We start from the raw sequence: 20,854 nt of genomic DNA on the forward strand, positions 1-20,854 counted from the left end.
CATTATGTTATATTCGCAATTATTTCAAATATTTTTGATGTAAAAGCTAATATAGTTCTTATAATCCATGCTCCAGCAATCAGTCCAACTAATGATGTGATAAGTAATTTAGGTACAAATGTTAATGTTTGCTCTTGAATTTGAGTTGTAGCTTGAAGTATTGCAATAACTAAACCTACAACAGTTGCAGTAATTAGTATAGGTGATGCTATTAATAATGCAGTTGATAAGGCATCCTTCAGTATTGATAAAACCATTGTATCTGTCATCTATATCACCTCAACTAAAACTTAATATTAGGGATTTAACTAGTAAATGCCATCCATCAACTAACACGAAAAGTAATATCTTAAATGGTAAAGATACCATTACAGGAGGTACCATCATCATTCCCATTGACATAAGAACACTTCCAGTTACAATGTCAATTATTAAAAATGGAAGAAACAATAAGAACCCAATTTGAAAAGCTGTTTTCAGCTCACTTATCATGAAAGCTGGTATAAGCGCTTGTATTGGTACACCTGAGTAATCTACTTTTGTTATGCCATCCTCTACAGTTCTAATTACCGTATCTTCATAGTGCCCTAATTCAACAAACATTTCAATATCTTTAACTAATGTTTGATCTAACATAAACTTCTTTATTGGTTTCTCACCTATTTTGATTGCTTCTTCTTGAGTAATCTCATTATTAAGATAGGGTTGAACAGCCTCATCATTTACTTTTGTAAAAGTTGGGCTCATTATGAAAAATGTTAGAAATAAGGCTAGTCCAATTAAAACTTGCTTTGGAATTGCTTGTTGAGCTCCCATAGCATTTTTTAATAAAGAAAGGACTATAATAATTCTTGTAAAACTAGTAGTCATTATTATTATAGAAGGTAATAATGTTAATACTGTCATTAAAATAAGAATTTTAATGTTATCTACATATTGTTCAGGTGTTTCCGGACTTGTAATATCCACATTAATTTTAGGAACTGGTATTGTTGCGCCATCAGCAGGTTCTGCTAAGGCTTTAAAGGTACCTAAAACAATTACAAAGAAGAACACCATGAGTACAAATTTAATAATTTTCTTATTTATTTTCATCTTTTTCTCCTTTAAGCTTAAATATCTCTTTAAGACTCTTCATGTTTAAATTTCCTTGAGTATTGAAAGAGTCATTCTTACTAAAAGTTTTGTTGTCAAGTTCTTCTAGTATTTCAATTTTACCTTGTGAGGAACCCATCAGATAATATTTATTTTCAACTTTAACTATCAATAAGGTATTATCTTTTGATAGCTGCAGTCTTTCAATTACCTTCATTTTGTTTCCTTTTACAATATCACCTTTGCTATAAATCTTACCAATTAAATATATTGAAACTAATATCATCGGTAAGAATATTACAAGCTTAATTGTCATTCCTAAAATATCATTAGTTATCATCCTTCACCCCTGCTAATTATTGAACTACAATATTATTTAGATAAACGTCCGTTATTTCCCCCTTTTCTATTATGGAGTTAATTCTAATTTTCAATTGTCTTTTAAGTTCCTCGATACCAAAAGCATCAATATCTTCACTTTTTTTAGTCCTTAAAACTGTAATGATTGAATCTCTTATTTTTACTTTATATTTAGTTAACTCTTCTAATAAATCAATATCTTCTTCTTCATAACCTAGAAAAATCTCAACCTTAAGGTATTTATTTCCTCTCTCATCAGCTAAATTAACAACAATTTCTTCTATTGGAAACATTGCTTCATTCATAACTTTTGTAACACTGGAGTCATCAGTTTTTCTTAAAAAGAAATAATATCCTCCAAATCCAATTGCACTCAATAAAAGAACTGCAACAAGGATTATTATTATAAGCTTCTTTTTATTTCCTCCTTTATCTGCCATTACTCTGCATCCCCCTCATCGATTTCATCATTTCTCTTAATTAGAATATTAACTCTTCTATTCTTTGCTCTATTTTCTTCTGTATCATTATTTACTAATGGATGATTATCTCCAAGAAACGTAGGATAAAACCTAGTAGGATCCAATCCCTTTATCTTAGTAAAGTAATTATTTACTGTATATGCTCTTGCTGCTGATAGCTCCCAGTTGTCTTTATACTTTGAATTATTAATTGGAACATTATCAGTATGTCCTTCTATTATAATATCATTAGGAAGCTCCTTAATGAAATCTGTAATTGTATCAAGAGCTGGTAAACTAGCAGATTTAAGGTTAGACTTACCAGATTCAAATAAAATTTTATCTTTTAATTCAAATATAAAACCTCTTGAATCCTCTTTAACATCAATAATTCCATCAAGATTATTTTCTGCAATAAGATCTTTCATATTATTTATCATATCTATCTGTTCTCTATTGGACTCTTTGCTACTATTAGGAACTAATTTTCCTGCAATAGGGAGATCTCCATTATTCATGTTATATTCCATTATTGATTTTCCCCCCTGCCCCTTCATAACTGTTTGCAGGGCAGAAGATATTGACTTAAACTTCATAGCATCTATACTTGACATTGAGTAAAGCATAACAAAGAAAGTTAAAAGTAAGGTTACCATGTCACCATATGTGGCTAGCCAAGCATTTGGATCTATCCCATCATCCTTTTTAACTTTTTTCTTAGACATTTGCTGTCACCTCTGCTTCGTCAGATTGAGTATTTTTATATTCTAATCTTTCAGCAGGAGATAAGTATCCTGATAACTTTTCTTCAACAATTCTAGGATTAACTCCTGATTGAATAGCAAGAATACCTTCTATCATCATCTCTCTCATATTTATTTCAGCAGCAGATTTAAAATCTAAATTAGCTGCTAATGGTAACATAATCAAGTTGGCAAGTACAGAACCATAGAATGTTGTTAAAAGTGCTTTCGCCATACCTGTAGCAAGGGTATTCGCATCACTGATATTACCCATCATCTGAACCAGTCCAATAAGGGTACCAATCATACCAAAACCTGGAGCATATGCTCCCCAAGCTTTAAATATTCCTGAGTTTGCTCCATGACGTTTTTCCATCTCTACAACCTCTAGTTCAAGTATACCGCTAATTACTTCTGGTTCAATTCCATCTACAACCATCTGTAAACCTTTTTTAAGAAATTCATCGTCAATCTGAGTTAGTTCATCCTCAAGAGATAGCAATCCTTCTCTTCTAGCTTTTTTTGATAAAGACTCAAATTTTTTAATAAGCTCCATATTAGAAAAAGCATTATCCTTAAATGTAGCTCCTATTATTTTTCCAATTTTTTTTACTTGATCTAATGGAAAGTTAATAAGTATGGCTCCAAATGATCCTCCAATTGTTATGGCAAGGGATCCTGGATCCATAAACTTTCCTCCACCACCAGAAATTATACCATAAGCTATCATACCAAACCCTAGTAAAATTCCGGCAATGGTCATAGTATCGTTTTTCTTCATTATTTATGCCTCCCATTAAACCACTATTTAAGATGTTCAAACTCTCTTGCTTTTTTTTCATATTCAATGCATTTTGCAATAACTTCATCTTTACTCTCTTGAACTAAATATTTTTTCCCATTCGTTAAGGTTATTACAGTTTCAGGTACTTCCTCAATCTTCTCTATATGTACATGATTAAGTACAAATTCTTTATTGTTTAACCCTGTAATTTCAATCATACTAACCCCTCCTCATAATAAAGAAAAAGAATAAAGAACAGAGAACAGATTCTCTGTTCTTTATGTTTTTATCTATCTTTTAAGATTTATAATTTCTTGAAGTATTTCATCTCCAGTTGAGATCATTTTTGAACTTGCTTGGAATGCTCTTGTTGTAACAATCATCTCTGTGAATTGTTCTGTTAACTCAACATTAGACATCTCAAGTACTCCATTTAGTACATCTCCATATCCTTTTGAGTTATCGAACTTTTCATCAGCACCAATTCCACTTCTTATTATTGGTTGCCCTGAGTTTGAAGACGTTGTATAAAGGTTTTTACCTAATTTTTGAAGACCTTCAGCATTCTTAAAAGAAGCTACAGCTAATTGTCCAAGTACTGAAACTTTACCGTCTTCAAGTACTCCTTTTACTAACCCTTCCTTCTCAATAAAGAAGTTTCTAATCTTTTTTGGTCCTTCTGCACTAAGAGTATACTCCCAAGAAAATTTGCTCTCTTCAGTATATCCTGGCTTAGTGATTGTTATTTCTGTTCTTATTCCTGTTGGATCTGTAGCAGAAACTTTTCCTTCTGGAGTAACAAAAATAGATTTATCATTATCTAAAACAGTAATTTTTTCTCCATTTGCATAAACTGCAAATTTTTCTTCTGGGCTTGATCCTGTTGTATCAGTAAAAGTCTTAATTTCTAATTTAACATCTTTATTCCCAATAAACTTATCACTTGTCTTAATAGTTGGATCTGCTTTATTTGAGTCTTTTATACCAGTTCCTGTATACAGCATATCTTCTGCTGCGTCTATCTTTGTACCATTTACAAATACTGAATCTGGAATTCTCATAGGTACTAAGCTTGCACCAACCTGTAATCCACCTTTACTATCAGCATCAATATACTCACAAACTCCATTCTTGTCATAGTTAACGCTTCTTGCATTAGTATTTAATCCTGTTTTTTCGCTAATTACATATCCTAACATTCTATATCCATCAGATGTAAGCAAGTTTCCATCTTCGTCAAGTGCTAAAGCACCATCTCTTGTGTAACTAATTGTCATACCATTTCCTGAAAGTACTTCGTGAGTTTTATTATCTATACTTACACCACCTGTTGCAGAAGTAGGAAGTGATCCTCTTGCTACCATAAAGTATCCAGAACCATCCATTGCAACGTCTAGATTTCTTCCAGTTGGCTGCATCATACCTTGAGTAACTATTGTATCAATACCTGAAACCTGAACTCCAAGACCAACTTGTCCAGGGTTTACACCCCCTTGATATCTTGAAGGCGCAGAACTCATCTTTTGACTCTGACTAAGCATATCTTGAAATCTTACTCTCGAATATTTAAATCCAGTTGTACCTACGTTTGAAACGTTATTTCCTACAACGTCTAACTTAACCTGATTTGATTTCATCCCTGAAATTCCTGAATATAATGACCTTAACAAAACTATCACTCCTTTTTATGTATGCATGCTTCTATCGTTCCACATGCAGGCCTCCCTAAGGTCCAGCCTATACAAACAATACACTATCAATGTTTGTGATTACCCCTTCTGTATCTTTCATATTACATACTGTAATCACTTTTCTATTCTTTATATTTGTTATAAAACCATTATTTTTATAAATCAAAACACTTTCTCTGCAGCCTTTTTCCTTTGCCTTATCCAGTGCCTTGTTTAGTTTTGTAATGTCCTCTGATGTAATATCAATCTCTCTTTCTTTAACTCTTAATGATGCATGTTTTGAAAAAGAAATTTCATTTGATTTTTCAGATATTTTTTCTTTTAAAATACCATTAAAATCTTTAGAGGATTTATTTGATTTTTTAACTTCATGTTTCTGAGTTTCAGGAATAAATCCTTTTGGATAAATTCTTCCACCATGAATATTGAAGCTCATTCTACTCACCTGCTTCTAGAATATTACTACTATAAAAATGCATCTCTTTTGGTTCAAAAGCACTTAGTGATACTTCCCAATTACAAGGTAATTCTGGTTCTTCATTAGGTAATAAGATTTTCATACCTAGAACCTCTGAATCTGGAACATATTCACTCCATTGTATTTCATCTGCATTTTGGTTTGTTGGTACTACTTTATAGCTATATTTGTTCTCACTAGAGCTTGTACCATCATACATAACCATAACATTTACAGCCTCATCATTTTTGTATACACCATTTAGATATATATCTTTGTCATTGTAGCTCTCTTTTTTCTCCATTTTTGAAGATATAACTTTACCTTTAACATCTACTATGGCTTTAACACCTTCTGATGTCTTGTAGGTAGACTTAACAGTCCCTTCAAATACACCTTCGTTATGACTTCCCTTTATTGTTTTCCCAATTAATGATACCATTGCATGAAAATCAATATTAGAATTAATTGAGCTTAAAAATTGATTTGGCTGGTGATATACATTTGAAACATCAGATAATTTAAACTTTTTCTCAACTGATTTTCCATTTTCCATTACATCTGTAATTATAAGTGGGCCACTAGGAGTTTGTTCAATACTCTTAACAACTCCTCCGTACTGCTCTCCCTTGTAATTATAAGAATCAAAAGCAACAGTCTTTCCTACAAGTCCATAGGCATTCTTAAATTCTGATGTCTTGTTCAAGTTCTCCATTTCTTCAAGAGTAGTGAATTGTGCAAGTTGCGCTACAAACTCTGTAGAATCAGCTGGTTTACTTGGATCTTGATTCATCAGCTGAGCAGATAAAATTTTGAAAAAAGAATTTTTATCTAACCCTTTACCTTTTTCAACGATTTTGGTACCTTTACTTGTACTGCCATGCATGAAGTAACTATTATTAATTTCCATCAAATCACATCCTAAACTAATGCATGAATACTATATTCTTCATCCATATCTTGTGTTGTTTCATTTTCATCTTCTACTTCAAAATCTAGTTTTTTCTTATTTTGTTTAAATTGCTCATTGAAAGCTCTCTCTTGTTCTCCATCCTTATGGAAAAGTGCATCCTCTTGATAAATGGAAACCTCAACATTTTGAATTTTTATATTACTTTCATTTAATTTTTCCATTATATTAGCACTATTATTTTGAATTAAACTGAAGGTATCTTTATTTACTGCTGAAATTTTAGCCTTCATAATTCCTGATTCCATAACTAATTTTATTGAAATCTCACCTAGTTCTTTTGGAACAATTTTTAATGTAAGCTCTTTCATATCATTCATTGTCATAAACTTTACGCTTTTAACAATATCCTGTTCCATATAATTAGCTCTAATAGGTTGTGCGGCTGGCTCAACATTTTTAATACTAGCTAACTTATTATAAAAGTTATTCTGAATTATTGGCTTTTTATCAATACCAGCTAAACTTTTAAGAACTTCTAAATCTTTCTCATCATCATCTGATATCAACTTAAATTCTGATTCTGATTTACCATTAACTTTTGTAACAGTTTCCTCAGTTTCTTCATTCAACTTCGCTGTAATTTCACTAATAATAGTTTGAAATTTTTCATTACCATTTTGATTGTTTTCAATAACAGCTTTAAATTTCTCACCAGTGAATACTGAATCCATTTTATTTAGCAGATCTGAAATATTACTTTTAAGAATTTGTTCATTTGATTGTGCTAATAAATCATTAATCTTCCCCTGAATCTCTTGTAGAAATTCTAACTGATTCTTTAATTCTCCTGATATTTCTTTTCCATTTCCTTCAATGGATTTTATTTCTTTAATTAATTCTGCAATAAGACTTTGTAATTCAAGCAAGTCATCTATTGAAACAGTTTTATTCTTCTTTTCACTATCAACTTCATTTTTTTCTTCTGCTTCATTAACAGTTTTATCTTCTTTAGAAATATCTTTTACATCTTCTTTAATATTATTTTCTTTTTTAATATTATTTTCTTTTTTAATATTATTTTCTTCTTTTACAGATACTTCTTTTTCCTCATGAGGTTTGATTTTCAAAGCTTTGTCCACATCGTCATGCTGATTTTTATTTGAAAGAATCTGTGCAAATTTCTCTTTATGGCTCTTATTAAGATCTTTAAAGGAATTTTTTTCACTTTGGAGATTTAATTTAGTACTATCCAGTGCTTTTACTATATCGATCACTCTATCTCACCTCCTTTCAATGATTTCATGTTAAAACTATTTAAAGCAAACTCATCATTCATTTGTGCTTCTTTCCTTTCCACTTCATCCATAAATCCCTGTAATTTAATTTCTTTTAATTTTTCCAAACTTTTTTTCTCTATATTTTTTATCTTTAATATTTCTTTTTTTTCTATAACTACCAATTCTTGCTTCTTTATTTCTTGATCTTTTAATTTTATTTTTTCATCAAGTGATTTGATATATATAATCTTTTGTTTCTCTAAAAGTAAACTTTCAAATCTTTTGTTTCTATATTCATTAATGGTATTCTCTATTTGAATTTTTTCATGAATCAGATTATTCAATTTATCTTCAGCTCTTTTATAATCAATTATGGCTTTTTCCTCTTCTTTGACTCTTATATTCAAAACTTTTTCTAGAGAAAATTTAAATTTTTTAGTCATACTAGTTCATCCTTATTTCTCTAAGTTTATTTAACATTTCTTCATAAGAGATCTTATCAAAAATACCTTGTTTAAGAAATCCATTAATTAAATCAATTTTTTCTACTGCTAAATCTATTTTTGGATTTGATCCTGCTGTGTAAGCTCCAATATTTATTAAGTCCTCAGAGTCTCTATATACAGCCATAACATCTCTAAGCCATGAAGCCAATTCCAGTTGTTCTTTTGTAACTATATGCGTCATCAAACGACTAATGCTAGCTAGAACATCAATTGCTGGATAATGATTTTTACTTGCCATTTTTCTTGAGAGGATAATATGTCCATCCAGGATACCTCTTGTTGTATCTGCTATTGGCTCATCCATATCTCCTCCATCAACAAGAACTGTATAAAAAGCAGTTATTGAACCCTTATCCGAATTTCCTGAACGCTCCATTAATCTTGGTAACATTGCAAAAACTGATGGTGTATACCCCTTTGATGCTGGTGGTTCTCCAATCGCTAAGCCAACCTCTCTCTGTGCCATTGCAAATCTAGTTACAGAGTCCATCATAAGTATTACATTTTTTCCTCTATCTCTGAAATATTCAGCTATAGCAGTAGCTGTAAATGCACCTTTTAATCTAACTAAAGCAGGCTGATCTGATGTCGCACAAACGATGATTGATTTTCTCATCCCTTCTTCACCAAGATCATTTTCAAGAAACTCTTTAACCTCTCTACCTCTCTCACCAATAAGAGCAATAACATTTACATCTGCTTCTGCTCCTCTTGCTATCATTCCAAGAGTTGTACTTTTACCAACACCACTTCCTGCAAAGATTCCTATTCTTTGTCCTCTACCACAAGTAAGCAAAGAGTCAATAGCTTTTAAGCCTGTTGGAACAATTTCTTTAATTTTGCTTCTTTTCATAGGATCTGGCGGAGAGTTATCTAAATTATAGTAAGTAAAATCCCCTGTAATTCCTCCTCCATCAAGAGGTTTTCCTAATCCATCTAAAACCCTTCCTAAAAGAGATTCAGAGCACTTAACAGCAATCCCCATTCTTTGGGGATATACTGCACAGCCTGGACCAATACCTTGTAATTCACCTAAAGGCATTAGCATTAAATTATTATCTTTAAATCCAACAACCTCACAAGAGATAATTGAATCCTGATTACTTATAATGTGACATAGTTCTCCAACGGATGCTTTAATTCCACTAACCTCAATCGTAAGACCAATTATTTTTGTAACTATTCCCTGCTCATATGAACAAGAAATATTCTTCAACTTTTTACTCATATTTTGGAAATTAATATTTATCATTCAGTTCACCTATTCCGAAAAAATTGCATCTTTTATTTCATTAGTAGCCTTATCTATGTCTATATTGATTTTTCCTTTACTCTTTTCAATAACCATTTTTCCAAGTTCTAATTCTTCATCAATCACAATACTCACATCACTCTTTGAATTAATAATCTCTAGCCACTGACCTATGTTCATACTTAAATATTCATAATATGCACCATTAGTATAGATGATTATTTCTTCTTCTTTTTTTAACTTTTTAAGGTGTGATTTTATAATCCCTTCAAAAGCATCTCCATAAGGAATAAGACTCTTTAAAATATCAGTTATTGAATTGTAAACCAAATTTTTAATTTCTTCTTCAGTTTGGTTTATATATTCTTTTTTAAAGTTCTTAGCATCCTCAAGAATTCTTAAAGCATTTGAAAGAATTTCTGCTTCTTTTTGATTAATCTCAGCTATAGCTTGATTGTATCCTTCATTATATCCATCACTATAGCCTTTCTCAGCACCTGCCGAGTATCCTTTATTGAATGCTTTTTCCTCAATTTTAACAGCATCATTATACGCTTTATTCTTGATTTTCAAAGCTTCTCTGTGTGATTCCTCAATAATTGCTGAGGAGTATCCAACAGCGCTCATATCCTTTATATTTGCATATAAATTTCTTTCATTTCTATCATTCATAGGACTCATAGCACTATTTGTCTTTATTACTGCTGCACCAGTGTTATTAATACTTTGTTTTTTTAAAACTCTAGATGATGATTGCATCTTCTCCACCTCTAGACATTATTATTTCACCAGCATCATCCAGTCTTCTAATTATGCTTAGAACAGCAGTTTGAGCCTTCTCAACATCCACAAGACGTACTGGTCCAAGGAATTCCATATCCTCTTTTAATGACTGTGCAGCTCTCTTAGATTGATTTCTAAAGATAGAATCTTGAACTTCTTGTGAAGAACCTTTTAGTGCTAGAGCTAGATCTTTAGTATCAACTTGACGAAGTATTTTCTGTATAGATACGTCATCCAATGATAAAATATCTTCGAAGACAAACATAGATGCTCTGACTTTTTCTGCAAGTTCTGCATCTTCTCTCTCTAAACTATCAGTAATATTTCTTTCAGTTCCTCTATCAACCTGACTCAGTATCTCAACAAGAGGTTGAATACCACCTATTAATGTTGATTCTGTTCTTATTACAGACGATAATTTTCCATCTAGTACTTTTTCAATTTCCTTTACAACCATTGGAGATGTACTGCTCATAGTAGCAATCCTATATGCTACTTCAGATTGCAGTTCCTCTGGAAGTTCAGACATAATCTGAGCACTTTTATCTGGTTGAAGATAACATAGTACTAAAGCAATTGTCTGAGGATGTTCATTTGATATTACATTTAATAACTGATGAGCATCTGCTTTTCTAGCAATAGAAAATGGTCTAAAATGCTGTGTTGCCTCAGTTACTTTGTCCAAGATTTCAGAAGCTCTTGAACTACCAAGAGCCTTTGCTAAAACTGTTCTTGCATACTCTACTCCACCCTCAACAAGATAATCCTTAGCTTTATTTATCTGTATAAATTCACCTAATATCTGTTCACGAGTTTCCGGTTTTACAGATGACATATTTGCTATTTCAAATGTTATTTTTTGAATTTCTCTTTCAGGTAATTTTTTAATTATATTTGCTGAAGCTTCTGGCCCCAAAGTGATAAAAAGTATTGCTGACTTTTGAACGCCTGTTAATCTCTTCTCCTTAGTCGCCATAATTATCCCCTTTCATCCTCTGCTAACCAAGATTTAATTATTTCTACCACCTGTTCTGGTTTTTCTTGAGCGTATTTCTTAACTTCTTTAGTTATGTGTTCTTGTTCTGTTTCTTCCTCAAAATCGATTGGTGCAAACTCTTTAACCTTTGTTACAGGTTCACCATTCTCTGAGATTTCAATATCCTTAGCCATAATATCTTCCATCTCTCTAATTTCAGCTTCTTTTTCTTTCTTTCTCATTCTCTTAAGAATTGAAAGAATAGTAATTAAAAGTATAATTCCGCCTATTGCAATGGCAATATTTCTAATTAATCTTTGTCTAGCTAATTCAGCTTGTTGTTCTAAAGCAACTTTATCAGCTTGATCCATTATGTCTTTTTCTGTATTAATAAAATTCATGCTTGCAACTGATATAGTATCTCCACGTGCTGCATCAAACCCTACAGCACCAGCTGCTAAATTTCTAATAAACTTTTCACTTGCAGAATCAAGTGCACCTAACGACTTGTCCACAAGAATTGAAACTGTTACTTTTTCAATTTTCCCTGGTGACTTCACCACAATTTCTTTTATCTGAGGAACATTATAATTTTTAACTTGTTCTTGAGAACTAGTACTATTAGAACTCCCCCCACTATCTGCAATATTTGACATATTGTCATCTACAGGACTTGAAGAATCATTTTGATTCTTAGTTGATGTATTTAAAGTGTTTTTTTTCACTTACAATTACACCTTCTTTATACTCAATACTCTCTGTTTTTGTTGCATCAAAATTCATATCAAGATTTACTGCTACTCTTACTCCACCAGTACCAAATGTTTCTTTAAGCATATTAAAGATTTTCTCTTCGTAATCTTTTTCTTTGCTTTTCTTAATAGAATTTTGTTTATCTGTTGAATAAATATCTCCATCCTTTTCTGAATCTTGTTCAGTTACTAAAAGTATTCCATCAACAGCAATAGCTATATTTTCAACTGGAAGATTCGCTACACTTTTAGATACAAGAGCCACAATTGTGTCAACTTGTCTTTTTGAAAGATCATCAACACCATCTTTCAGCATAATTCTTACCGATGCTGAAGCTGGTTTTGTCTCTCTAGCGAAACCGCTTTGTTCTGGTATAACAAGTATCACCTTTGCATCTTCAACCTCATCAAAACTCTTTATAGATGACTCAATCTCATTTTGTAATGCCACTTGATAAGCAACATTATTTTCAAACTCTGTTGAAACCATGCTCTTATTATTTAAAATAATATCAAAACTAGATGTATTATCTGATAATGGCACTTCAGATAACACTTTCATTCTTGTTGCTGCTGCAACACTTTTTTCTACTAGAATCGTATTTCCTTCAACTTTATGTATAATATTTTGCTCTTCAAGTTGCTTTATAACCCTACCAGAATCCTCGCCACTCATATTTTTGAACAAAACACTATACTCAGTCCTTGTCATTGTTATAACACCATAACCCACTGCAATGATAGTACACAATGATAGTATTACAATAGATATCTTCACAGCTTTACTTAGGCCATTAAATCTAGCAATTCCCTTTTTGAAAGCCTCCATAAGCTTGTTCATCACTAGCACTCCTCACTCTTAATTTTAAATTTGCATTTGGTTAAATTCTTGATATGCTTTAACCAACTTATTTTTCACTTCAAGCGCCATCTGCATTGACAAATAAGCTTCCTTAGAAGACATCATAACATCGTGAATTTCTACATCTTCACCTCTTACTAATGCTTCTGTCATTTGCTCTGAATTTATCTGTTTTTCATTTACTTTATCTAATTGTTCTTTTAATGCTTGTCCAAAACCAATACTCTTTTCAGATTTATTTTCCTTTTCATTTCCTAATGTAAATGACTGCAAACTGGAAATATTATTAATTTTCATAATACCCTCTCCTATCTACCAATTTCTAAACTTTTAGTAATCATCTGCTTCTGCGCTTCAATACATGTTAAATTTGCTTCAAAAGCTCTAGAAGCCATCATTAAATCAGCCATTTCATTTAAATGATTAACGTTTGGCATAAGTACATATCCATCTTCATCAGCATCTGGATGCGATGGATCATATACACTTCTTAAAGGTGAATCATCTTCTACAATTTCTGCAGCTCTTACACCCATCATTTCTTCTTTTACCTCACCATTTTTACCTATTTCCTCTTTGATATACTCATTAAAAACAGCAACCTTCCGTCTATAAGGCTTACCGTCTGCACCCCTTGTTGTGTTGGCATTAGCTATATTAGAAGCGATTAAATCCATTCTTAATCTCTCAGCAGCTAACCCACTAGCACTAATCCTCATACCACTAAAAGCATTACTCATTTATCTTATGCCCCTCCTTTTATAACCATTTCCTTCATTTTGTATAGATTGTTCATTTCACTAACCATAGCATTAAATTTTAGTGTATTAGCAGCAAGATTAGTCATTTCATTATCGATGTCAACATTGTTACCATCAGTTCTCATTTCACCCGTTTCATCTCTAACAACTCTAACTCCACTATCTGTACTATTACCATTTAAACTTAAATGTTTTTCGCTTGTCCTTTTAAAAGTGGTAGAACTGCTATTAAGACTCTCTTCAAATTGAACTTTAAACTTTTTATAACCCTTAGTGTTCACATTTGCAATATTATTTGATATTACTCTCCCTCTTAAGGATGCAGCATCTAAGCCTTGTTTTAAGAGGGAATATGTATTATTATCAGTTATGTTCATTTAATCAACTCCCAAAATAATATTATTTGACAAAAAAAACTCTTTTCCTTCTAATTCTCATGTTTTTTTTAAATTTTTCATGAATTATATTTTAATTTTTATTTTTTTCTAAATAATCCCCCTGAAATTTAAATATTTCATCGTAATCTATCTAATTATATTGTATTACAAATTCACTGTATATACAACATAATGATAATATACGAGAAATATTTACTAATTTCTTCGCGTATTTTACGTTTTATTTATATATTCTTGTACATTCGATATTTTTTATTTTTATTTCCTATAGATATTATAATATATTTTGGTTAGATTTAGAAGTTTTTTTATTCAACTTATTCGGTTTTTTTTAAATCTAATTATAATTCACATTAAAGTCACAATTTATTAACTTAATGTTACTATACAATTGGTTATTTATCAAAAGGAAATATCTCCATAATCACTCTAATTTCATAAAAAAACAATAAAAAAAGCGTCCAAAGCCTAATATAGCTTTAAACACTTATTTTGCATATTATTTATGTTAAGAATTTTTAACATTCTTTTTCAAAATACTACATATTCTCAATATTTCATTATTGGTAATTCCAACTGAGCTTGGAAGATTTAATCCCCTCTTACTACAAAGTTCTGTATTTATTAATTTATCCCCTATTACCTTTTCACTTGAATAAGCTTCCATCTTATGTATTGGATAGAAAAAAGGTCTGCATATTACACCTTCATCATTCATAACCTTAATAAGTTCATCTCTTGCAATACCATATTCCTCGAATACCTCTACACAATTCAACCACTGACAAATATCATCATCTTCATTACTTTCAGGAAATTTTATACCCATTAACCCATTAAGTTCATTTTTATATAATGTAGTTATTTCTTTTTTTCTAATAATAAATTTTTCTAACTGTTCCAATTGAGCTAATCCAAAAGCAGCAAGGATATTAGGCATTCTATAATTGAATCCAATCTCATTATGAATTATACTACCATTTTCAAGAACTGTTTTGGTCTGATTTTTAAGGTGATCAATTCTCTTATTAAGATCTTCATCATCTGTACATATCATACCTCCAGCACCTGTTGTCATCAGCTTATTACCATTGAAGCTATAACAACCAATATGACCAAAACTACCAGCCATCTTCCCTCTTTTAGTACTGCCAAGCGCTTCTGTTGCATCCTCAATTACATATAAATTAAATTTATGAGCTATCTCCATTATTTTATCCATATTAGCTATAATCCCATATAAATGAACTGGAATTATAGCTTTTGTTTTATCATTTACAACCTTCTCGATTTCCTTAGGATCAATTGTGTAATTCCTAGAATCCACATCCACAAAAACAACTTTTGCCCCAACATATTTTACTACATTAACCGTTGAGATGAATGTAAGGGAAGGAACTATAACCTCATCCCCCTTACCGATATTTAATGCTGCAAGAGCCAAATGAAGCGCTGCAGTACCGTTAATAACGGCATTTGAATATTTTATCCCAGTAACTCTACTGAATTCCTCTTCAAATTTATTTAGATACTCTCCTCCTGTTGAAGATACCCAACCAGATTCAATACATTCTCTAACATACTCAATTTCATTACCCTTAATTTCAGGAACACACAAAGGAACAACCTTATTCATAAAATCACCTCACCTATTCTCCTATAGATTTTTTAGTTAAAAACTTAACTGATTCTAAAATTTGAATAATTTACTTTCTACTTATTATATATATCCACTTTAAATCTATTCATATTCTTCTCAATCCATCTATAAGTTTCTTCTAATCCCTTATCTAGCGAATAACCTGGTTTCCAATCTGTTAATTCAAGAATTTTTTTATTATCCCCAAACAACCTATTAACCTCACTCTTTTCAGGACGAATTCTTTCTTCATCACAAATGATTTTAATATCTCTACCACTAATTCTAAATATCTTCTTAGCCAAATCCCCAATTGATATTTCTGAATTAGATGCAGCATTGATTACCTCACCAATGGTTTTATCACTCTCTGCAATCTTAACAAAAGCCTCAGCAGTGTCTTTAACATAATTAAAATCTCTTAATGGAGATAATGCACCTAACTTAATCTCATTCTTACCAGCTATAACCTGAGACATAATTGTAGGAATAACCGCTCTAGCAGATTGTCTTGGGCCATATGTATTAAAAGGTCTAATAGTTGCAACAGGAAGATTGAAACTTCTGTAAAAACTATCTGCCATCATATCAGCTGCAATTTTTGACGCCGAGTAAGGAGACTGCCCCTGCATCGGATGTTTTTCATCAATAGGAACATATAATGCAGTTCCATACGTCTCTGATGTGGAAGTATGTATTATTTTTTCCACGCCCCACTCTCTACATGCTTCAAGAACATTCGTTGTACCTTCAATATTCGTTTTCACATATGCCATCGGGGAATCGTATGAATAAGGAATCGCTATAAGAGATGCAAGGTGAAATACAACCTCAGCTCCTTTTATTAATCTTCTCATACTGTCATAATCTCTCACATTACCAGAAACTACTCTTATTGCACTTTTCTGTTCCTCTGTGAAATCGTCAATATATCCCCAACTATTAAATGAATTATATTGCACAAGCGCTGTTACATCAGCGCCAATTTCAATCAATCGTTCTGTAAGATGACTTCCAATAAAACCATCTGCTCCAGTAATAACAACTTTTTTCCCTTTTAAATCCATAGTTTCCCTCCATCTATACTAATTTATAGGCTTCAGTATTCGCCTTCTCGAAATCTTCCATTCTTCCAATATCAGTCCAGTATTCCTTTATCGGGTATACCATTCTTTTATAGTTAACATTGTCAGCTCTTTCAATTATCTCTGTCATATCTGTCTTTTCAACTTTATTTATAAGAGAAATAATATTTTTCTTAATAGCATATATACCACTATTTATATAAAAATCAAATTTAGGTTTCTCTTCAATTTTCTTTATAGTAAGTCCTTCAGTTTCAAGAACTCCATAAGGAATTTGTACTTTGTATTCCCTAGCCCCAACTGTAATATCATTATTACCCTCTTTATGAAAATTTAAAAACTCCTCATAATCAAGTCCAGTTAATATATCTCCATTTACCATAATAATATCATCACTGTCAATTATATTCTTACATAAAGAAAGAGATCCAGCAGTTCCTAGTGGAGTGTCCTCTGTGATATACTCTATTCTTATACCATACTTCTCTCCATTCCCGAAATATTCTCTTATCATATCTCCTTTATAATTTAGAGTTATAATGAATTTTCTAAAACCAAAATAAATAAATCCATCTATTATATGTTCAAGAACAGGCTTCTCTCCGATTTTCAAAAGAGGTTTTGGCATAGTATCTGTTAAAGGCCTTAACCTTGTTCCAAAACCACCAGCTTGAATAACAACCCATTCATCTTTCTTATCATATGAAATTATGTCATCTAGGAAATATAATTTTTTAAGCTTTTTATCCTCATCAATTACCGGCAATTGACGTATCTTATATTTTAGCATTATTTCTTTTGCTTTTCGCTTTCCAGCATCATAATTTAGATGCTTTATATTTCTAAAAAAGACTTCTTCTATACTACTTTCTAAACCTTTACCATCTAGAAGAGCTCTCCTTATATCTCCATCAGTTATCATCCCCAAAACCTGCTTATCTTCATTTACAACAATTGCAGAGCTAGTTAGATTCTCACTTATCTTTTCCATTGCTTCTCTAATTGAACACTGAAAGTGAACATAATATTTTTCCAAACTATCACCTCACATCATAAAACTTCTTTTCTAATGTTATTTTATCATTCTCAAGAAAATCTTTCATAATATGAAGTATTCTCTTAGATGTATTTCCATCACCAAATATATTCTCACTTAACTTACATACTTCCTTCATTTCATCACTTTGAACATATTTTATAGATTCTAAAATTATATCCTTATCCCAAGGAATATCTATAACACATTTTGAACGAATTCTACCTTTTTGTCTATCACCAATATTGATAACAGGCTTTTTAAATGCAGGAACTTCTATAATACCACTAGAGGAATTGCCCATAACAAATTCACAATACTCTACTGCACTAAGATATTTTAATAATCCTAAAGATTTTGCATAAAAACATCTATCACTATTTTTATGAGCATATTCAATTAACCTTTTGTTAATCTCCTCTCCTCCACCATCAGAGTTTGACCCTGTAAATATGCATTTCAAACCTTTGCATTCATCAATTGCACCAAGCATATCATCTATATAGGATATATCTCCTTTTTTTAAGGTTTCTGGGTGACATGTAATAATACAATATTTTTCATCTAATTTAAAATTCAGTTCACTCTCAAGTTCCGTTTTAGACATTTTATCAATGTTAATAATATTTTCTATTCCTAGAGCCCCTACTGTAAAGACCCTTTCAGGCTCTTCACCAAGCTGAACAACTCTTCGTCTATATTCATCACAACTAACAAAATGAAGATAACTCATCTTAGTTATTGAGTGTCTAAAAGCATCATCATATGCTCCCTCCGTCACTTCCCCACCATGTATGTGTGCAATCGGTATTTTCATCACATGACAAACACTTGCCATTGCAAAAGCTTCGTATCTATCACCAAGTATAACCATCATATGAGGATTAACTTTCTTCAAGACACTGCTATATTCTTCAAAAGCAACTCCCATACTTCTACAAATACCTAGATCATTGTTATGTTCAAGATGTATATCTATTAATTCAAGTGAAGAGAACTCGTCTTTTAATATTTCTTTATATGTATTACCATACTTTTCTGAAAGGTGACTTCCACTGACAACTATAGTTAAATTTATATCTTTATCTTGTTTAAGTCTAAATAGCAAAGGTCTTAGAAGCCCGTATTCCGCACGTGTTCCTGTAAAAACACAAATTTTCAGCATAAATACACTCCTTTCTAAATCTCAATAAGTTCATCACTCATAAATGTTCTTTTAGCTTTAGTTCCTATTACTTTATCCCATTCCATTGGGCTTATTCCACTTCCTGGTCTCTTGCATGTAATATTCTCTTCGGTAAATATTTCTCCCTCTTTAATATCTACATCTGCAACGATACTTTTCCTAGCAATTTCTTTATTTTTCAGTTCTGATTTACTAGGCTTCTTAATGCCATTTCCCATTGCCATTTCAATATTTCTTATACTCTGAATCATTTGTTTTAATTCCTCAGGTTCAAGACTTGCCTTATGATCTGGACCAGTCATCCCTTTATCCAAAGTAAAATGCTTTTCAATAACTTTTGCACCAAGAGCAACAGCTGCTATAGGCACTTCAATTCCTAGTGTATGATCTGAATAACCTACTTCTTTTTTTAATTCTTCTTTTAAAGTTACCATTGCTAAAAGATTTACATCTTCCATAGGAGTTGGATATTCAGTATTGCAATGGAGTAATATTATTTCTTTGCATCCACTTTCCAATACTTCAATAGCACTTTTCACCTCGTCCATATCACTCATTCCTGTTGAAAGTATTACTTTCTTATTTGTTTCAGCTACCTTTCTAAGGTAAGGAAGATTAGTTATTTCTGGTGATGGTATCTTAATTAACTCTAATCCAAGCTCACATAATTCTTTTATACTCTCCAAATCAAAAGGAGATGTAAGAAAATCTATTCCCACTTCTTCACAATAGTCCATTAATATTCTATGCTCACTATAACCAATCTCAAGTTTTTTTAACATCTGAAGCTGACTCTCCACCTCTCCAGTAGTTTTTCTTTGATAATCAGCTTTCTCTGCTGAAGAAGAAGTCATCTTTTCACTTTTAAACAGTTGAAATTTAACCGCATCTGCCCCTGCCCACTTTGCTTTATCCACCAACTTCTTTGCAAGTTCTATATTCCCATTATGATTAACCCCTGCTTCTGCTATTATGTATACTCTATCTTTACTCATTATTTATTCCCCTCCCTTTTATTAAGGTAGTACTCCGCTATTATTAAATCCTTTTCTTCATCAATATCAACTGAGTTTTCCCTATCCATTATAAATGGAATAGTATCCTCATCTACAAAACAGTTCTTATTCTTTAGCATATTAACTGTATTTATGTAGATAGCACCATTAAACATATAATAAATAGGAAGCTCCTGTCTTCTCAAATTATTTCCGCGGAAATTAACTATTTCTGTTAATTTCCCATGAAGAATCTCCCTCATAAGAATGGGACTTTTCTCACACTCACAAACACTCACAAGCGACTCTCCACCTCTTTTTACAAACTCAACAATTGCATTATCAAGTTCTTCTACAGTCCTCAAAGGAGAAGTTGGTTGAAGCAGCACTACTATATCATATTTCCCACTATTTCGCTCCACCTTATCTAAAACATGTAAAACCACATCAATAGATTTAGCACTATCTGAAGCCAAATGTTCAGGTCTATAAAAAGGAACCTTAGCACCATATAACTCACTCACTTCTTTTATATCTTCACTATCAGTAGATACTATGTATTCATCTATGTACAAACTCTCTTTACATACTTCAATTGTATAACCAATCAAATGCTTCCCTTGAAGTTTAACTATATTTTTATTCTTTATTCCCTTGGAACCACCCCTCGCAGGAATTACCGCAAGAATCTTTTTTCCATCTATCATGATTATCATCCTTTTAGCTTCTATATTATAGATTAAATTATACCATACGATAATCAACCTTTACAAAATAGAAAGAAAAAAAATGGAGAAAAAACATATCTTATTGTATAAAAAGAGAGTTTATTGATTTTATCT

26 protein-coding genes are annotated in these 20,854 nt (G+C 31.6%); all 26 read right to left on the reverse strand.

Annotated elements, in window-relative coordinates; all coding sequences use genetic code 11:
* Positions 1-2 precede the first annotated feature (2 nt).
* The 26 genes from fliQ to OW730_RS17320 all read right to left on the reverse strand — a co-directional run bounded on the left by fliQ (position 3) and on the right by OW730_RS17320 (position 20,719).
* Positions 3-269, reverse strand: coding sequence for a flagellar biosynthesis protein FliQ (fliQ, locus tag OW730_RS17195; RefSeq protein WP_271225280.1), 267 nt, complete (start codon positions 267-269; stop codon positions 3-5).
* Between the two features lie 10 nt (positions 270-279).
* Positions 280-1,095 (reverse strand): flagellar type III secretion system pore protein FliP, encoded by an 816-nt coding sequence (gene fliP, locus OW730_RS17200; protein WP_271225281.1) that lies wholly within the window; start codon positions 1,093-1,095, stop codon positions 280-282.
* Positions 1,082-1,435: a flagellar biosynthetic protein FliO gene (locus OW730_RS17205; protein ID WP_271225282.1), complete on the reverse strand. Its 354-nt coding sequence runs from the start codon at positions 1,433-1,435 to the stop codon at positions 1,082-1,084. Before OW730_RS17205 ends, fliP begins: the two co-directional genes overlap by 14 nt.
* Positions 1,436-1,451: 16 nt before the next feature.
* On the reverse strand, positions 1,452-1,895 hold the full coding sequence (locus OW730_RS17210) for a flagellar basal body-associated FliL family protein (RefSeq protein WP_271225283.1): 444 nt from the start codon (positions 1,893-1,895) through the stop codon (positions 1,452-1,454).
* Entirely contained in the window at positions 1,895-2,641 is a 747-nt protein-coding gene (locus tag OW730_RS17215; RefSeq protein WP_271225284.1) for a flagellar motor protein MotB, read from the reverse strand. The genes OW730_RS17210 and OW730_RS17215 overlap by 1 nt, the downstream gene beginning before the upstream one ends.
* A complete protein-coding gene (locus tag OW730_RS17220) occupies positions 2,634-3,440 on the reverse strand; it encodes a motility protein A (protein ID WP_271225285.1) in 807 nt (268 codons plus the stop codon). Before OW730_RS17220 ends, OW730_RS17215 begins: the two co-directional genes overlap by 8 nt.
* A 23-nt stretch (positions 3,441-3,463) precedes the next feature.
* Complete coding sequence (locus OW730_RS17225; RefSeq protein WP_271225286.1) at positions 3,464-3,661, reverse strand: flagellar FlbD family protein; 198 nt, start codon at positions 3,659-3,661, stop codon at positions 3,464-3,466.
* Between the two features lie 72 nt (positions 3,662-3,733).
* Positions 3,734-5,113, reverse strand: coding sequence for a flagellar hook protein FlgE (locus OW730_RS17230; RefSeq protein ID WP_271225287.1), 1,380 nt, complete (start codon positions 5,111-5,113; stop codon positions 3,734-3,736).
* A gap of 67 nt (positions 5,114-5,180) precedes the next feature.
* Positions 5,181-5,570 (reverse strand): flagellar biosynthesis protein, encoded by a 390-nt coding sequence (locus OW730_RS17235; protein ID WP_271225288.1) that lies wholly within the window; start codon positions 5,568-5,570, stop codon positions 5,181-5,183.
* Position 5,571: 1 nt separating this feature from the next.
* Entirely contained in the window at positions 5,572-6,501 is a 930-nt protein-coding gene (locus OW730_RS17240) for a flagellar hook assembly protein FlgD (protein ID WP_271225289.1), read from the reverse strand.
* Between the two features lie 11 nt (positions 6,502-6,512).
* Positions 6,513-7,778 (reverse strand): flagellar hook-length control protein FliK, encoded by a 1,266-nt coding sequence (locus OW730_RS17245; protein ID WP_271225290.1) that lies wholly within the window; start codon positions 7,776-7,778, stop codon positions 6,513-6,515.
* Entirely contained in the window at positions 7,775-8,224 is a 450-nt protein-coding gene (locus OW730_RS17250; protein ID WP_271225291.1) for a flagellar export protein FliJ, read from the reverse strand. Before OW730_RS17250 ends, OW730_RS17245 begins: the two co-directional genes overlap by 4 nt.
* 1 nt (position 8,225) lies before the next feature.
* Complete coding sequence (gene fliI / locus OW730_RS17255; protein ID WP_271225292.1) at positions 8,226-9,539, reverse strand: flagellar protein export ATPase FliI; 1,314 nt, start codon at positions 9,537-9,539, stop codon at positions 8,226-8,228.
* A gap of 9 nt (positions 9,540-9,548) precedes the next feature.
* Positions 9,549-10,298, reverse strand: a complete 750-nt coding sequence (locus OW730_RS17260) for a FliH/SctL family protein (protein WP_271225293.1) — start codon at positions 10,296-10,298, stop codon at positions 9,549-9,551.
* Positions 10,282-11,298, reverse strand: a complete 1,017-nt coding sequence (gene fliG / locus OW730_RS17265; protein WP_271225294.1) for a flagellar motor switch protein FliG — start codon at positions 11,296-11,298, stop codon at positions 10,282-10,284. The genes OW730_RS17260 and fliG overlap by 17 nt, the downstream gene beginning before the upstream one ends.
* Before the next feature lie 2 nt (positions 11,299-11,300).
* A complete protein-coding gene (locus OW730_RS17270) occupies positions 11,301-12,023 on the reverse strand; it encodes a flagellar M-ring protein FliF C-terminal domain-containing protein (protein ID WP_271225295.1) in 723 nt (240 codons plus the stop codon).
* Positions 11,992-12,891 (reverse strand): flagellar basal-body MS-ring/collar protein FliF, encoded by a 900-nt coding sequence (gene fliF / locus OW730_RS17275; protein WP_271225296.1) that lies wholly within the window; start codon positions 12,889-12,891, stop codon positions 11,992-11,994. Before fliF ends, OW730_RS17270 begins: the two co-directional genes overlap by 32 nt.
* Before the next feature lie 24 nt (positions 12,892-12,915).
* The gene (fliE, locus tag OW730_RS17280; RefSeq protein ID WP_271225297.1) at positions 12,916-13,209 is read right to left on the reverse strand and encodes a flagellar hook-basal body complex protein FliE; all 294 of its coding nucleotides are present in this window, start codon (positions 13,207-13,209) and stop codon (positions 12,916-12,918) included.
* 11 nt (positions 13,210-13,220) lie between these two features.
* Positions 13,221-13,652, reverse strand: a complete 432-nt coding sequence (gene flgC, locus OW730_RS17285; RefSeq protein ID WP_271225298.1) for a flagellar basal body rod protein FlgC — start codon at positions 13,650-13,652, stop codon at positions 13,221-13,223.
* 5 nt (positions 13,653-13,657) lie between these two features.
* Entirely contained in the window at positions 13,658-14,050 is a 393-nt protein-coding gene (gene flgB / locus OW730_RS17290) for a flagellar basal body rod protein FlgB (protein WP_271225299.1), read from the reverse strand.
* Positions 14,051-14,579: 529 nt separating this feature from the next.
* A complete protein-coding gene (locus OW730_RS17295) occupies positions 14,580-15,707 on the reverse strand; it encodes a DegT/DnrJ/EryC1/StrS family aminotransferase (RefSeq protein WP_271225300.1) in 1,128 nt (375 codons plus the stop codon).
* Positions 15,708-15,784: 77 nt separating this feature from the next.
* Positions 15,785-16,777 (reverse strand): NAD-dependent 4,6-dehydratase LegB, encoded by a 993-nt coding sequence (locus OW730_RS17300; RefSeq protein ID WP_271225301.1) that lies wholly within the window; start codon positions 16,775-16,777, stop codon positions 15,785-15,787.
* A gap of 13 nt (positions 16,778-16,790) precedes the next feature.
* On the reverse strand, positions 16,791-17,831 hold the full coding sequence (locus tag OW730_RS17305; RefSeq protein ID WP_271225302.1) for a nucleotidyltransferase family protein: 1,041 nt from the start codon (positions 17,829-17,831) through the stop codon (positions 16,791-16,793).
* Positions 17,832-17,835: 4 nt separating this feature from the next.
* Entirely contained in the window at positions 17,836-18,996 is a 1,161-nt protein-coding gene (neuC, locus tag OW730_RS17310; RefSeq protein WP_271225303.1) for a UDP-N-acetylglucosamine 2-epimerase, read from the reverse strand.
* Between the two features lie 14 nt (positions 18,997-19,010).
* Positions 19,011-20,012, reverse strand: coding sequence for an N-acetylneuraminate synthase (gene neuB / locus OW730_RS17315; protein ID WP_271225304.1), 1,002 nt, complete (start codon positions 20,010-20,012; stop codon positions 19,011-19,013).
* Positions 20,012-20,719 (reverse strand): acylneuraminate cytidylyltransferase family protein, encoded by a 708-nt coding sequence (locus OW730_RS17320; protein ID WP_271225305.1) that lies wholly within the window; start codon positions 20,717-20,719, stop codon positions 20,012-20,014. Before OW730_RS17320 ends, neuB begins: the two co-directional genes overlap by 1 nt.
* Between the last annotated feature and the right edge of the window lie 135 nt (positions 20,720-20,854).

Origin of the sequence: Oceanirhabdus sp. W0125-5, from assembly GCF_027938815.1 — a bacterium.
GTDB lineage: Bacteria > Bacillota > Clostridia > Clostridiales > Clostridiaceae > Oceanirhabdus.